The organism is Streptomyces flaveolus, assembly GCF_014648815.1.
Classification (GTDB): domain Bacteria; phylum Actinomycetota; class Actinomycetes; order Streptomycetales; family Streptomycetaceae; genus Streptomyces; species Streptomyces flaveolus.
On the sequence record NZ_BMRV01000008.1, the window covers coordinates 177,070 to 190,549 of the forward strand.

The 13,480-nt window shown below is 73.6% G+C and carries 15 protein-coding genes and 1 tRNA gene; 3 read left to right on the top strand and 13 right to left on the bottom strand.

What is annotated here, in order from left to right; all coding sequences use genetic code 11:
* Nucleotides 1–105: 105 nt before the first annotated feature.
* The 3 genes from IEZ05_RS20310 (at nt 106) to IEZ05_RS20320 (ending at nt 3,264) form a co-directional block, all read left to right on the top strand.
* Nucleotides 106–1,509 carry a type I glutamate--ammonia ligase gene (locus IEZ05_RS20310; RefSeq protein WP_189231593.1) on the top strand — a complete coding sequence of 468 codons (1,404 nt, stop codon included), beginning with the start codon at nt 106–108 and terminating at the stop codon, nt 1,507–1,509.
* A gap of 1 nt (nt 1,510) precedes the next feature.
* Nucleotides 1,511–2,656 (top strand): amidohydrolase family protein, encoded by a 1,146-nt coding sequence (locus IEZ05_RS20315; RefSeq protein WP_189231594.1) that lies wholly within the window; start codon nt 1,511–1,513, stop codon nt 2,654–2,656.
* An 80-nt stretch (nt 2,657–2,736) separates the two neighbouring features.
* Complete coding sequence (locus tag IEZ05_RS20320; RefSeq protein ID WP_189231746.1) at nt 2,737–3,264, top strand: NUDIX hydrolase family protein; 528 nt, start codon at nt 2,737–2,739, stop codon at nt 3,262–3,264.
* Nucleotides 3,265–3,379: 115 nt separating this feature from the next.
* Here IEZ05_RS20320 and IEZ05_RS20325 read toward each other — a convergent pair.
* The 13 genes from IEZ05_RS20325 to IEZ05_RS20385 form a co-directional block, all read right to left on the bottom strand.
* Nucleotides 3,380–3,453: transfer RNA gene (locus IEZ05_RS20325), tRNA-Pro, on the bottom strand.
* 106 nt (nt 3,454–3,559) lie between these two features.
* Nucleotides 3,560–4,891, bottom strand: coding sequence for an MFS transporter (locus IEZ05_RS20330; protein ID WP_189231595.1), 1,332 nt, complete (start codon nt 4,889–4,891; stop codon nt 3,560–3,562).
* Nucleotides 4,892–5,048: 157 nt separating this feature from the next.
* Nucleotides 5,049–5,408 carry an MmcQ/YjbR family DNA-binding protein gene (locus tag IEZ05_RS20335; protein ID WP_189231596.1) on the bottom strand — a complete coding sequence of 120 codons (360 nt, stop codon included), beginning with the start codon at nt 5,406–5,408 and terminating at the stop codon, nt 5,049–5,051.
* Between the two features lie 41 nt (nt 5,409–5,449).
* A complete protein-coding gene (locus tag IEZ05_RS20340) occupies nt 5,450–5,983 on the bottom strand; it encodes a GNAT family N-acetyltransferase (RefSeq protein WP_189231597.1) in 534 nt (177 codons plus the stop codon).
* Nucleotides 5,980–6,576, bottom strand: a complete 597-nt coding sequence (locus IEZ05_RS20345; protein WP_189231598.1) for a helix-turn-helix domain-containing protein — start codon at nt 6,574–6,576, stop codon at nt 5,980–5,982. Before IEZ05_RS20345 ends, IEZ05_RS20340 begins: the two co-directional genes overlap by 4 nt.
* A gap of 33 nt (nt 6,577–6,609) precedes the next feature.
* Nucleotides 6,610–7,992 (bottom strand): B12-binding domain-containing radical SAM protein, encoded by a 1,383-nt coding sequence (locus tag IEZ05_RS20350; protein WP_189231599.1) that lies wholly within the window; start codon nt 7,990–7,992, stop codon nt 6,610–6,612.
* A 69-nt stretch (nt 7,993–8,061) separates the two neighbouring features.
* The gene (locus IEZ05_RS20355; RefSeq protein ID WP_189231600.1) at nt 8,062–8,964 is read right to left on the bottom strand and encodes a LysR family transcriptional regulator; all 903 of its coding nucleotides are present in this window, start codon (nt 8,962–8,964) and stop codon (nt 8,062–8,064) included.
* A 27-nt stretch (nt 8,965–8,991) separates the two neighbouring features.
* On the bottom strand, nt 8,992–10,185 hold the full coding sequence (locus IEZ05_RS20360) for a glycine C-acetyltransferase (protein ID WP_189231601.1): 1,194 nt from the start codon (nt 10,183–10,185) through the stop codon (nt 8,992–8,994).
* Between the two features lie 28 nt (nt 10,186–10,213).
* Nucleotides 10,214–11,242, bottom strand: coding sequence for an L-threonine 3-dehydrogenase (tdh, locus tag IEZ05_RS20365; protein WP_189231602.1), 1,029 nt, complete (start codon nt 11,240–11,242; stop codon nt 10,214–10,216).
* A gap of 186 nt (nt 11,243–11,428) precedes the next feature.
* Nucleotides 11,429–12,004 carry a GAF domain-containing protein gene (locus IEZ05_RS20370; RefSeq protein WP_189231603.1) on the bottom strand — a complete coding sequence of 192 codons (576 nt, stop codon included), beginning with the start codon at nt 12,002–12,004 and terminating at the stop codon, nt 11,429–11,431.
* Entirely contained in the window at nt 12,001–12,636 is a 636-nt protein-coding gene (locus IEZ05_RS20375; protein ID WP_189231604.1) for a GTP-binding protein, read from the bottom strand. Before IEZ05_RS20375 ends, IEZ05_RS20370 begins: the two co-directional genes overlap by 4 nt.
* The gene (locus IEZ05_RS20380; protein ID WP_019330485.1) at nt 12,614–12,988 is read right to left on the bottom strand and encodes a DUF742 domain-containing protein; all 375 of its coding nucleotides are present in this window, start codon (nt 12,986–12,988) and stop codon (nt 12,614–12,616) included. Before IEZ05_RS20380 ends, IEZ05_RS20375 begins: the two co-directional genes overlap by 23 nt.
* Before the next feature lie 2 nt (nt 12,989–12,990).
* Complete coding sequence (locus IEZ05_RS20385; RefSeq protein WP_189231605.1) at nt 12,991–13,425, bottom strand: roadblock/LC7 domain-containing protein; 435 nt, start codon at nt 13,423–13,425, stop codon at nt 12,991–12,993.
* Nucleotides 13,426–13,480: the final 55 nt, after the last annotated feature.

Below are 13,480 nucleotides of genomic sequence, written 5' to 3' on the forward strand. Positions count from 1 at the left end.
CGATCCCGGGACACGGTGATCAACCGGGCGGCACAATGGTCCCCCACGGGCGGCGCACGCGCGAAGCCCGGCGGGCACCGCATTCCGTCCCGTCAGGGAGGACGTATGACCACTCTCGCCGACCCCGTCCCCGGCGGACGGCCCGGTGACGTCGCCCGGGCCGCCTCGCTGAGCGGCGAGCTGGCCGGGCGGGGCGTCCACGGTGTCGTCCTGGCGTACGTCGACACCGCCGGGATCGGCCGGGTGAAGACCGTGCCGACCGCGAAGCTCGCCTCGGCCGCGGCCTGGGGCGTCGGGATGTCCCCGGTGTTCGACACGTTCCTCGCGAACGACGCGATCGTCACCACGGACGTCCTCGGCTCCCCGGACGGCGACCTGCGCCTCTACCCCGACCTCGACCGGCTGACCGTCCTCGCGGCGCAGCCCGGGTGGGCGTGGGCACCGGTGGACCGGGTCACGCAGGAGGGCGAGCCGCACCCGGCGTGCGGGCGGACCGTCCTGCGCCGGATGGTGACGGAGGCCGCCGAACGGCACGGGGTCACCTTCCGGGCCGCCGTCGAGATCGAGTGGGTCCTCGGCCGGGGCGACGCACCCGACGGAGCCTTCGTGCCCGCGGTCTCGGGGCCGGCGTACGGCGCGACCCGGCAGATCGGGCTGAGCGACTGCGCCGCCGAGCTGCTGGCCGCCCTGGCGGCTCAGGACGTGGACGTGGAGCAGCTCCATCCGGAGTACGCGCCGGGGCAGTTCGAGGTCTCGGTGGGCGCGCTCGACCCGGTGGCGGCGGCCGACCGCAGTGTCCTGGTGCGCCAGACGATCCGGGCGGTGGCCCAGCGGCACGGGATGCGGGTCTCCTTCTCCCCCGCGGTGTCGGCGCGGGGCGTCGGCAACGGCGGTCACCTCCACCTCTCGGCCTGGCGGGACGGGACGAACCTGCACGCGGGGGGTGCGGGCCGGTACGGCATGACGGCCGAGGCCGAGTCACTGGTCGCCGGGGTGCTCGCCCACCTCCCCGGGCTCACCGCGGTGACCGCGCCCAGCCCGGCCAGCCATCTGCGGCTCAGGCCGTCCCAGTGGGCCGGGGTGTTCACCGCCTGGGGCCGGGAGACCCGCGAGGCGGCCCTGCGGGTGGTCACCGGCACGGCCGGGGTGCGCGACCAGGCGGCGAACCTGGAGGTCAAGCCGGTCGACCTGGCCGCCAATCCGTACCTCGCGCTCGCCTGCGTGATCGCCGCCGGACTGCACGGCATGGCCTCGTCCGCGTCCCTGCCCGAGGAGATCACCGGCGACCCGGCCAGGCTCGACCCGGCCGAGGCGGCGGCCCGGGGTGTGCGCCGGCTGCCGGTATCGCTCGCGGAGTCGGTCGAGGCGTTCCGCGCCGACGACGTGCTCCGGAGCGCGCTGGGGCCGGTCCTGGCCGACGCGGTGACCGCGGTGCGGCGGGGCGAGATCGCGGCGGTCGACGGGCTGGACGACGACCGGGTGGCGGCGGCCTACCGCTGGATCTACTGACATGGCCGCGGGGCCCGTCCACGAGACCCTCGCCGCCCTGGACCTGGTCGATCACCACTGCCACGGCGCCGTCGTCGACGACCTGGACCGGGAGGGCTTCGAAGCCCTCCTCACCGAGGGCGAGACGTGGCCCGGCGTCTCGTCCTTCGACAGCCCCGTCGGGCTCGCCGTCCGCCGGCACTGCGCGCCCCTGCTGGACCTGCCGCGCCACGCGTCGCCGGACGCGTACCTGGCCCGGCGGTCCCAGCTCGGCGCCGCCGAGGTGAACCGGCGGTTCCTGCGCGCCGCGGGCACGGGCGTGTTCTGCGTCGACACCGGGTACGCCCCGCACCGCGTCACCACGCCGGCCGGCCTGGCCGGGGCCGCGGACGCGGTGGCGTACGAGGTCGTCCGGCTGGAGGGCGTAGCGGAGGCGGTGGCGGCCGGGGGTGTGGAGCCGGACGCGTACGCGGAGGCCGTCAGCACGGCCGCGTGGCAGGCGGTACGGCGGCCGGACGTGGTGGGCGTGAAGTCGGTGGCCGCCTACCGCACCGGCTTCGACCTCGACCCGGCCCGCCCGTCGGCCGAGGAGGTGACGCGGGCCGCCCGGCGCTGGCTGACGCGCGGAGGCCGGCTGGACGACCCGGTGCTCGTACGGCATCTGCTGTGGACCGCCGTCGACCTCGGCCGGCCGCTGCAACTGCACGTCGGGTTCGGCGACAGCGACATCCGCATGCACCGGGTGGATCCCACCCATCTGACCGACTGGCTGCACCTGATCGCCGGGACAGTCCCGGTCCTGCTGCTGCACTGCTGGCCCTACCAGCGGCAGGCGGCCTACCTGTCCGCGGTCTTCGAGCGGGTGTACCTCGACGTGGGCCTCACCCTGCACCACGTCGGCCCCGCCCGGGCGGGGGCGATCCTGGCGGAGGCCCTGGAGATCACGCCCTTCCGCAAGCTGCTGTACAGCTCCGACGCCTATGGAGTGGCCGAGTTCCACCACCTCGGGGCACTGTCCTTCCGGCAAGGGCTCGCCGGGCTGCTGCAGGAGCGGATGGACGCCGACGAACTCGCCCTGCCGGACGCGCTGCGCATCGCGCGGTGGACGGGCCGCGACAACGCGCGCCGGGTGTACGGGCTGCCCGGCGATCCCCCGGACGACGGCTGAGCGGCGTGGGGACGGTCACAGTCCCGGAGCGGCGCCCAGGAAGCACGAGAGGCTGAAAGTATGATCAAGCGATGTCTGACATGACCGAAACCACGCCGGGCTGGCTGACGACCGACGAGCTCGAGATGGCGCGCGCACGCATGCCGATCCTGTACGTCGAGGCCGTGCCCGTGCGCGTCGACGACAGCGGCGAAGTCACCAGCGTGGGCCTGCTGCTGCGCATCGGGCCGGACGGCACGGTCAGCCGGACCCTGGTCTCCGGCCGGGTGCTGCACCACGAGCGGGTCCGCGACGCCCTGCTGCGCCACCTGGAGAAGGACCTCGGCCCGGTGGCGCTGCCCCGGGTGCCGTCCTCGCTCCAGCCCTTCACGGTGGCGGAGTACTTCCCCACGCACGGCGTCACGCCGTACCACGACCCCCGGCAGCACGCGGTCTCCCTCGCCTACGTCGTGCCGGTGACCGGCGACTGCCGGCCCCGGCAGGACGCGCTGGACCTGGTGTGGTTCAGCCCGCAGGAGGCCCTGTCGGCGGCGGTGCAGAGCGAGATGCCGGGCGGGCACGGGGTGCTGCTGAAGCAGGCGCTGGCACATGTGGGCTGCGTGATCTGAAGGGCTCAGGCTCCACGGGAGGGACCGGCGGGCATCGGCCCGCGGGTCCCTCACCCGCGCCCGGAACCGACAAAAGGGTCCCGCGGGCTCTCGCCCGCGAAGACCCTTCGCTCTGTCGGGACGACAGGATTTGAACCTGCGACCCCTTGACCCCCAGTCAAGTGCGCTACCAAGCTGCGCCACGTCCCGTTGCCCGTGTGACCTGGGGTTTCCCCTGGCCGAACGCGCAGGAAAACCATACCGCACTCGGGCCGGTGGTCGCGCACCGCTTTTGGGGCCGGCGGCGCCCCGCAGGTCAGCCCCGCTCCGCGCGGGCCCGTCCGCGCAGCGCCGTCCGGCCCGGCCCGGCGGCGCTCGCGTCGACGCGCACCAGGCCGCGTACCGCCGGTATCACGAGCAGGGTGGTGCAGACCACGAAGCTCATCGCGCCGGCGACGAGCAGGACGTGGTCCGCGCCGAGGGCCGAGGCCGCGGGGCCGGCGAGGGCCTGGCCGACGGGCATCATGGCGAGGGAGCCCGCGACGTCGTAGGCGTGGATGCGGTTGAGGACGTCGGGCGGGACCTGGGTCTGCACGCTGGTCGCCCACATGACGCCCCAGAAGGACATCCCGGCGCCGGCGACGGCCGCTCCGGCGGCCATGGCCGGTACGCCGAGTCCGGCGCCGACGCTCGCCGGGAAGGCGGCGAAGCCGAAGAGGGCGATCGCGCCGGCGCGGAGCATGCGGCGGGGGCGCAGCCGCAGCGCGAGGAGTCCGCCGACGACCGTGCCGGCGCCCAGGGCCGAGTTGACCAGGCCGTAGGCGCGCGGGCCGTGCTGCTGCACGACCTCCGTCGCCACCAGCGGCACGGTCGGGCCCCAGACGGCGATCATGTAGACGCCCCAGACGGCGATGACGCCCCACAGCCAGGGCCGGGACCGGAATTCGCGCCATCCCTCGACGAGATCGGCGCGGAAGGCCTCGGTGGCGCGGCCCGCGGGATGCCCGCCGGCGCGGTCCCGGGGCGGGAGCGGGGGCAGGCGGAGCAGCAGCAGGCACAGGGCGCTGACCGCGTAGGTGGTGGCGTGGGCGGCGAAGACACCGCCGGGTGAGGCGAAGCCGACCAGCAGTCCGGCCGCGGCGGGGCCGGCGAGCTGGGCCGCGGACTCGGCGACGCGTATGGCGCCGTTGGCGCCCTGGATGTCGGAAGCGAGCCGGGGCACGGTGCTGGCGACGCCGGGCTGGAACACCGCGCCCGCGACGCCGTTGAGGAAGCCGATCGCGCAGATCTGCCAGAGGACCACGTGGCCGGAGAAGAAGAGCGCGGCGGCCAGGGCCTGGGTGACCAGGCGGACCAGGTCGGCGCCGATCATGAGTTTGCGGGTGCTGAACCGGTCGGCGAGGACCCCGCCGAAGACGACCAGTCCGGCGAACGCGGCGGCGGTCGCGGCCATGGCGAGACCCACGGCGCCCGCCCCGTATCCGTGCTGGAGCAGGCCGGCGGCGAGGGCGACGGGCAGCATGGTGTCGCCGAGCCGGGCGACGGCCCGGGCGGCGAAGAACAGGGCGAAGTCCCGTGACCAGACGGGTCGTGCCGCCTTCTGCTGGGCCGGCCCCTCCGGCGTGGGCCCCGATGACGTCCCGGCCATCCCGCGCGCTCCCCTCCCCGGCCGGCCCCCGGCCCCCGTCGATCCCCCGGCCCCTGATCCCCCGTCACGCTTCTGGCAGCCGGAGCCCCCCTCCGGCCCCGGCTGCCACGCTTGTCTCGGATCATGCCACGGGGCACTGACAACGCCCGAGGGGTTTTCAGCCCCCGGCCGGGAGCCCCAGCCGGGGGTGCGCCTCCAGCAGCCGGGAGGGGGCGGCCTGGCGCCAGGAGTCGGCGAGGATGTCTCGCAGCTCGTCGTCGCCGTCGAGGGCGGCCAGGCGCGCCCGCACCCAGGCGAACTGGGCCTCGTGATCGGCGATCCAGAACTTCTCCGGCTCGGCCAGCACCAGTTCGGCGCGCTCCTCCTTGGGGCAGCGCACCGCCATGGAGGTCTCGTCCTCGGGCAGCGTGGCGAACATCTTGCCCGCGACCCGGAACGTGGGCATGCTCCAGGCGATCTTCTCCGTGGTGTCCGGCAGGGACAGGGCGATACGGCGTACGTCTTCGGCGTCCGGCATGTCAGGCACCGTAGCCGCCGCCACTGACATTCAGCGGGGAATCAGCCGCCGGCCGCGAGGGCGCCGACCTGCTTGAAGTAGAGGGTCGTCGGCCGCAGCACGCCCTCCGGGCTCGCCGCGTAGTCGGGGATCGTCCCGGCCCGTGTCCACCCGGCGGAGCGGTAGAGGTGTTCGGCGGGACTGCCGGTCTCGGTGTCCAGGTGGAGCAGGGTGATGCCGGTCCGGGCGGCGGCCTCCTCGGCGGTGGCCAGCAGCCGACGGCCGAGTCCCCGGCCGCGGGCGTCGCGGGACACCATGAGCTTCACCAGCTCGGCGCGGTGGCGGCTGTTGGGCTTGTCGGGCAGGGCAAGGCTCACCGTCCCGGTCACCCGTCCCCCCTCCTGCGCCACCCATACGGTGAGCTGCCCGGCGGCCACGGCGGCGGCCCGTCCCCGCCACCAGGCGAGGGCCTCGTCGCGGTCGAGCGGCGCCAGGAAGCCCACGGAGGCGCCGCCGTCCACGGTGTCGGTCAGCAGGTCGGCCAGTTCCTCCAGCAGTGCGGTCAGCCGGGCCTCGTCGGCACGGGTCACGGTCACGGCAGCACCACCGCCAGCACGTACCGCGCGTCCTGCGGGCCGGCACACCGGAACCGGGTCGGCCCCCACACCCGCAGCCGCAGGCAGTCGCCGGTGCCGAGGTCGTGCGCGACATCCTGCGCGGTCACCTCCAGCGCCCCTTCCAGGACCCAGATGTGCTGTTCGAGGCCGGGCACGGGCGGCCGGTCGTAGGCGATGTCGGCGCCGGCGGTGAGCCGTCCCTCGACGAGTTCGCCGCGCAGGCCCGCGTGCGGCGGGGACACCGACCTGCGCACGAATCCGGCGGTGCGGTCCTCCCACCGGGGCTGCTCATCGGCGCGCACCAGGAGAGCCGGCTCCGCCTCGACCTCGCTGAGCAGCCGGGACATGGTCCGTCCGTACACCGCGCACAGGCGGTTCAGCAGGGAGGCGGTGGGGCTGATCTCCGCGCGCTCGGCCCGGGACAGGGTGGACCGGCTCACCCCACTGCGCTCCGCCAGCTCGCCCAGCGACCAGCCGTGCTCGGCGCGCAGCTCGGCGAGGCGGGCGCCGAGCCGGGCGTCGACGGGGTCCAGCACGGGGGCGGGACCGTGCACCGTCTCAGACTGTTTCATATTCGGGATGCTATCCCATATCAGAAACGCGATTCACCTGACGTCGGAGCGCCCGCCGAACGCGCTCAGCGTGCGCTCCAGCACCGGCAGCGCCCGCACCACCCGCTTCGAGCGGATCAACAGGTCCCAGGCCGGCTCGAACTTCTTCCAGCCGCCCGCGTACGCGAGGTGCCGCAGCCGCTCGTGCGCGCCGGGCTGGGCCGCCGAGCCCCGCCAGATGCTGGACCAGCGGTAGAAGTCGCGGTAGGCCCGCCAGTAGCCCTCCTCCAGCTGCTCGGCCGTCATGCCCCTGGGCCGGTGGACGACGTGGCGGGTGTCGTACAGGTCCCAGTCGCGGTGCAGGATGCGGTCCTCGGACTCCAGTTGCCGCCACAGCCCGGTCGACGGGTAGGGCGTCATGATGTGGAAGGTGGCCGTCTCGACCCCCTGTTCGACCGCCCACTCGACCGTCCGGTCGAAGACGTCGGGGCCGTCCTGGTCGAGCCCGAAGACGAAGCTGGCGTTGACCATCACCCCCGCGTCGTGCAGGCGTCGTACCGCCGCCCCGTAGTCCGTGCCGATGTTCTGGTTCTTGCGGCGTTCGGCGAGGTTGGCGTCGTTGACGGTCTCGAAGCCGACGAAGAGGCTGCGCAGGCCCGCCTCGGCCGCCCGCTCCAGCAGGCCCGGCTTCAGGACGGAGTTGACCGTGCCGGCCGCCTGCCACAGCCGGCCCATGCCCTGCATGCCGTCGAAGAGGGCCTCGGCGAAGCGCGGGTTGCCGAAGAGGTGGTCGTCGAGGAAGTAGAGGTGGCGGCCGGGCAGGCGCTCGATCTCGGCGAGGGCGTCGTCGACGGCCTGGGTGTAGAAGGACTTGCCGCCCTCGAAGAAGGCGTCCTTGTAGCAGAAGTCGCAGTGGTGCGGACAACCGCGCGAGACGACGAGCGAGTTGGGGACGAGGTAGAGGTGACGCTTGATCAGGTCGCGGCGCACCGGCGGTAGTCCGCCCAGGGTGCGCAGGGTGGAGTCGTAGCGGCGGGCCGGTACGCCGTCGCGGAAGTCCTTGAGGAACAGCGGCCAGGTGTCCTCGCCGGGGCCGGTGAAGACCGTGTCGGCGTGGGCCGCCGCCTCGTCGGGCAGTGAGGTGACGTGCAGGCCGCCCATGGCGACGTGGACGCCGCGGGCACGGAAGTGGTCGGCGATCTCGTAGCTGCGCCGCGCCGAGGTGATGTACGGCTGGATCACCAGCAGGTCGGGGGTGGGCAGGGCCGCCAGGTCGAGGCGTTCCACGTGCTCGTCGTGGAGGGTGACCTCGTCGTCGGGGTCCAGGTAGCCGGCGAGGGTGGCGAGGCCGAGCGGCGGGAACAGCGAGTACTTGATGGGCCGGAACAGCGGGCTCGTCGCCTCGGTCAGGGCCGGGAGGATCATCGTCACGCGCATGACAGCCCAGACTGCGGGCGGCGGGTGGCCGGTTCCCGCCGGCCGGACGGCGCCCGGGCGTGCGGCGCCCTACCGTTCGGCGACCGCCTCGAGCGCGTCCAGCACCGGGCGGATCAGCGGATGCCCCTCGGCTCCCCGGCGTACGGCCGCGAAGACCCGTCGGGTGGGCGCGACCCCGTCGACGGGGCGGACCACCACTCCGGCCAGGTCCATGCCGAGCAGCGCCGAGCGCGGGACGAGCGCCACGCCCGCGTCGGCCGCGGCGAGGGACACGACCGCGCGGAAGTCGTCCGAGGAGTGCTCGAGCCGGGGCTGGAAGCCGGCCGTCTCGCAGGCCAGGACCACCACGTCGTGGCACGGGTTGCCGGGGTAGGGGCCGATCCACGGGTCCTTGGCCAGCTCCGCGAGCGGCACCTCCGCGGCGTCGGCGAGGCGGTGGGTGACCGGGACGACCGCGTCGAACGGCTCCGCGTACAGCGGCACGTGGGTCAGGCGCGGGTCGTCGGCGGACGGCGCCCCGCGGTACTCGACGGCGACCGCCACGTCGACCTGGCGGTCCAGCACCATCGGCAGGCTGGCGTCGCCCTCGGCGTCCTGGACGCGGATGCGGATGCCGGGCGCCGTCTCCGCGAGCCGGGCCAGCGCGGGCCCGACGACCAGGGTGATGCCGGTCGCGAAGGCGGCGACCGTGACCGTGCCGGCCTCGCCCGAGCTGTACGCGGCGAGCTCGGCCTCGGCCCGCTCCAGCTGGGCGAGGACGGCGTTGGTGTGGCTGAGCAGGATCTCGCCGGCCGGGGTCAGCCGTACGCCCTTGGCGCCGCGCTCGACCAGGCGGTGCCCGGTCTCCTGCTCCAGGGCGGTCAGCTGCTGGGAGACCGCCGACGGGGTGAGGTACAGCGCGGCGGCAGCCGCCGTCACGGTGCGGTGGTCCGCCACCGCTCGGAGGATGTGCAGCCGCCGCGCTTCGATCACGGAATCGATTCTCTCAGGTCACCGGGCTCAGGCGTCGAGCTCGGCCCGCGCCGCCACGAAGGCGTCCACCGCGCGGTCGACGTCCTCGGTGGAGTGGGCGGCCGACAGCTGCACGCGGATGCGGGCCTGGCCCTGCGGGACGACCGGGTAGGAGAAGCCGATCACGTACACCCCGCGCTCCAGCAGCAGCTCGGCCATACGGCCCGCCTTCGACGCGTCGCCGATCATGACGGGCGCGATGGCGTGGTCGCCGGGGAGGATGTCGAAGCCCTCCTCGGTCATCCGGCGGCGGAACAGGGCCGTGTTCTCGGCGAGGCGGACGCGCAGGTCGTCGGCCGACTCCAGCAGGTCGAGCACCTTGAGGGAGGCTGCGGCGATCACCGGGGCCAGCGTGTTGGAGAAGAGGTACGGCCGGGACCGCTGGCGCAGCAGGGCGACGATCTCGGCGCGGGCGGCGACGTACCCGCCGGAGGCGCCGCCCAGGGCCTTGCCGAGGGTGCCGGTGATGATGTCGACGCGGTCCATGACGCCGTGCAGCTCGGGGGTGCCGCGTCCGCCGGGGCCGACGAAGCCGACGGCGTGCGAGTCGTCGACCATGACCATGGCGTCGTAGCGGTCGGCGAGGTCGCAGATCTCGTCGAGCGGGGCGACGTAGCCGTCCATGGAGAAGACGCCGTCGGTGACGATCAGCTTGCGGCGGGCGTCGCCGGCGGCCTTGAGCTGTGCCTCCAGGTCGGCCATGTCGCGGTTGGCGTAGCGCAGACGCTGGGCCTTGGACAGGCGGATGCCGTCGATGATCGAGGCGTGGTTCAGGGCGTCGGAGATCACCGCGTCCTCGGGGCCGAGGAGGGTCTCGAAGACGCCGCCGTTGGCGTCGAAGCAGGAGGAGTAGAGGATCGTGTCCTCCTGGCCGAGGAACGCGGAGAGGCGGGCCTCCAGCTCCTTGTGGACCTCCTGGGTGCCGCAGATGAAGCGCACGGACGCCATGCCGTAGCCCCAGCGGTCCAGCGCCTCGTGGGCGGCGGCGACGACCTCGGGGTGGTCGGCGAGGCCGAGGTAGTTGTTGGCGCAGAAGTTGAGAACCTCGCCGGGACGGCCGCCGGCGGTGACGTTCACGGTCGCGGACTGGGGGGTGCCGATGACGCGCTCGGGCTTGTGCAGGCCGGCGGCGCGGATCTCGTCGAGGGTGGCGCGCAGGTCGTCGCGCACGGAGTCGAACATCTCAGAAGCTCCTAGGAAAGCAGAGGACTTACGCGGTCCAGTCGAGGATGACCTTGCCGCCCTTGCCGCTCGCGGCGTCGGCGAAGGCCGCCTCGAAGTCGCGGTGGCTGTAGCGGCCGGTGATCACGGGCGCGAGGTCGAGGCCGCCTTCGAGCAGCACCGACATGGCGTACCAGGTCTCGAACATCTCGCGGCCGTAGATGCCCTTGATCGTGATCATCGAGGTGACGATCCGGGCCCAGTCGACCGGGAACTCCTCGGAGGGCAGGCCGAGCATCGCGATCCGGCCGCCGTGCGTCATGTTGGCGATCATGTCGCGCATCGCCTCGGGGCGGCCGGACATCTCCAGGCCGATGTCGAAGCCCTCGCGCAGACCCAGTTCGCGCTGGCCGTCGGCGATGGTCGCCTTCGACACGTCCAGGGCGAGGCTGACGCCGACCTTGAGCGCGAGGTCCAGGCGTTCCTCGCTCACGTCGGTGATCACGACGTTGCGGGCGCCCGCGTGCCGGGCCACGGCGGCGGCCATCAGGCCGATCGGCCCGGCGCCGGTGATGAGGACGTCCTCGCCGACCAGCGGGAAGGACAGGGCGGTGTGCACGGCGTTGCCGAACGGGTCGAAGATCGCGGCGATGTCGAGGTCGACGGGGACGCGGTGCACCCAGACGTTGGCGGCGGGCAGGGCGACGTACTCGGCGAACGCCCCGTCCCGGCCGACGCCGAGGCCGACCGTGGCGCGGCACAGGTGGCGCCGGCCGGCCAGGCAGTTGCGGCACTTGCCGCACACGAGGTGCCCTTCGCCGCTGACGCGGTCGCCGGCCTTGATGTCGGTGACGTCCCGCCCGGTCTCGACGACCTCGCCCACGAACTCGTGCCCGACGACGAGTGGGGTGCGGATGGCCTGCTGCGCCCAGCCGTCCCAGGCCCGGATGTGCAGGTCGGTGCCGCAGATACCGGTGCGCAGCACCTTGATGAGCACGTCACCGGGTCCTACGGCGGGCTCGGGGACGTCCGCGAGCCACAGCCCGGGCTCCGCCTTCTCCTTGACCAGCGCCTTCAACGCTACGGCTCCTGACGGGTGTGGTCCCCGCGGTGGGCATGCCGAAGCGGCCCGCGTCCGGGGAAGGGAGTGGAATCGCACAGCAATCTGCCGTACGTGACCGCCCCGGGTCCATCGAGCCTTTCTTAAGCCCGGCCGCAGCTTTCCTTCACACCCCGCCCGCCGGTCGTGCCGTCCCCCGGCGGCTCACAGCGGAAGCCCGTCCTCGGCGCTGCGCTCGATGCGCCGTACGAGGTCGGCCGCCGAGGACTTCACGGTGTCCAGGCCCGCCCGCCCCCAGGTCCGGGGCCGCACGTCGGCGGCGGAGACCGTGCCCAGCACCGTCCCGGTGCTGTCGATGAGGGGCGCGCCGAGGTAGGAGTGGATGCCGAACTCGTCGACGACCGCGTTGCCCGCGAAGCGCGGGTAGTCGCGCACGTCCTCCAGGACCAGGGCCTTGCGCCGGACCACCACGTGGGGGCAGAAGCCGTGGTCGCGGGGCTGGACGCGGCGGAACTCGGGACTGGTGCCGTCCCCGCGCCGCACCGGCGGGACGTCGGGCACCCGCAGGCCCGCGAAGAACTGCCCGCCCTCGACCAGGAAGTTGACCATCGCGTACGGCGCCTCGACGAGCACCGCGAGATGGGCCGCGAAGGCGTCGAGGGCCGGATCCGGGCGTTCCGCCAGACCGAGCCGGCGCAGCCGTCGCACCCGGGCGGGGGCCTCCCGGTCCTCGGGGGTGAGCAGCAGACGTCCGACCGGGCGCGGCGGGTCGTAGCTCATGGGCGGGCTCCGGCGCCGAACCCCGTCGTGGGGGCCGGCGTGTGGGCGATGAGGTGGCGGACGAGGGTGAGCAGCGTCTGTACGCCGGAGCTGGAGATCCGGGCGTCGCAGCGCACGATGGGGATCTCGGGATGGAGGTCCATGGCCGCGCGCACCTCCTCGGGGTCGTAGCGGTGGGCGCCGTCGAACTCGTTGATCGCGACGATGAAGCCGAGGCCGCGCTCCTCGAAGAAGTCGACGGCGGCGAAGGACTCCTCCAGGCGCCGGGTGTCGGCGATGATCACCGCTCCGAGCGCGCCCTCGCACAGCTCGTCCCACATGAACCAGAACCGTTCCTGGCCGGGGGTCCCGAACAGGTACAGCACGTGCTGCGGGTCGAGGGTGATGCGGCCGAAGTCCATGGCCACGGTCGTTTCGAGCTTGTTCTCGATGCCGTCGAGGTTGTCGGTGGCGGCGCTGACGGTGGTGAGCAGTTCCTCCGTGCTCAGCGGTGCGATCTCGCTCACCGCGCCGACGAAGGTCGTCTTGCCGACGCCGAAACCGCCCGCCACGAGGATCTTCAGCGCGGTGGGGAACGGATCGGTGCCGTCGTCGTGGCCGTGGCCGTAGTCAGAGCTGTCGTCGTAGTCCATCGAGCACTGCCTCCAGAAGGGCCCGGTCCGTGGGGTCGTGGTGGAACGCGGCGGGGGGTTTGGTGGTCAGCGCGCCGCAGTCGACGAGGTCCGACAGCAGCACCTTGGTGACCGCGACCGGCAGCCTCAGGTGCGCGGCGAGCTCGGCGACCGGGAGGGGCGCCCGGCACAGGTCGAGTGCCTGGGCGTGTTCGGGTCCGAGGTAGCCGAGCGGGGTCGCCCCCGTGGCCATCACCTGGGACATCAGGTCGAGCGCGACGGTGGGCCGGGTACGGCCGTTGCTCACGGTGAAGGGGCGCACCAGCCGTCCGGCCGCGTCGTCGAGCCAGGGCCCGTCGCCGGCCGCGGCCACCCTCAAGGCCTCATCGCCGGGGGTTCCACGGCGTACTGCCGGGGCGCGGTGACCAGGTAGGGGCGGACGCTCTTGACCAGCATCGCCATCTCGTAGCCGAGCACGGCCGCGTCGGCCTCGCGGCCGGCCAGCACGGCGAGGCAGGTGCCGGAGCCGGCGGTGGTGACGAAGAGCAGGGTCGAGTCGAGTTCGACGACGACCTGGCGTACGTCTCCGCCGTCGCCGAACCGGACGCCGGCGCTGCGGCCGAGGGAGTAGAGGCCGGAGGCCAGGGCCGCCATGTGGTCGGCGCTGTCCGCGTCGAGGCCGTGGACGGACTTCACCAGTCCGTCGCAGGACAGGAGCACCGCGCTGGTCGTGTGCGGTACGCGCTGCACGAGGCCGCTCATCAGCCAGTCGAGGTCGGACACTTGGCCGGTCGGCGCGTCGCTCGCCATGGTGGATCGACTCCTTGGGGTACGAAGGGCTGCGGGAGCGCTGGTCGTGGGGGTG

Excerpts from the sequence above, each read along its gene's own strand:
- IEZ05_RS20315 (WP_189231594.1), top strand. The coding sequence starts at position 1,511 with ATGGCCGCGGGGCCCGTCCACGAGACCCTCGCCGCCCTGGACCTGGTC.
- IEZ05_RS20350 (WP_189231599.1), bottom strand. The coding sequence starts at position 7,992 with ATGCGCGTGACGATGATCCTCCCGGCCCTGACCGAGGCGACGAGCCCG.
- IEZ05_RS20345 (WP_189231598.1), bottom strand. The coding sequence starts at position 6,576 with ATGAAACAGTCTGAGACGGTGCACGGTCCCGCCCCCGTGCTGGACCCC.
- IEZ05_RS20360 (WP_189231601.1), bottom strand. The coding sequence starts at position 10,185 with ATGTTCGACTCCGTGCGCGACGACCTGCGCGCCACCCTCGACGAGATC.
- IEZ05_RS20370 (WP_189231603.1), bottom strand. The coding sequence starts at position 12,004 with ATGAGCTACGACCCGCCGCGCCCGGTCGGACGTCTGCTGCTCACCCCC.
- IEZ05_RS20330 (WP_189231595.1), bottom strand. The coding sequence starts at position 4,891 with ATGGCCGGGACGTCATCGGGGCCCACGCCGGAGGGGCCGGCCCAGCAG.
- IEZ05_RS20385 (WP_189231605.1), bottom strand. The coding sequence starts at position 13,425 with ATGGCGAGCGACGCGCCGACCGGCCAAGTGTCCGACCTCGACTGGCTG.
- IEZ05_RS20320 (WP_189231746.1), top strand. The coding sequence starts at position 2,737 with ATGACCGAAACCACGCCGGGCTGGCTGACGACCGACGAGCTCGAGATG.
- IEZ05_RS20310 (WP_189231593.1), top strand. The coding sequence starts at position 106 with ATGACCACTCTCGCCGACCCCGTCCCCGGCGGACGGCCCGGTGACGTC.
- IEZ05_RS20335 (WP_189231596.1), bottom strand. The coding sequence starts at position 5,408 with ATGCCGGACGCCGAAGACGTACGCCGTATCGCCCTGTCCCTGCCGGAC.
- IEZ05_RS20375 (WP_189231604.1), bottom strand. The coding sequence starts at position 12,636 with ATGGACTACGACGACAGCTCTGACTACGGCCACGGCCACGACGACGGC.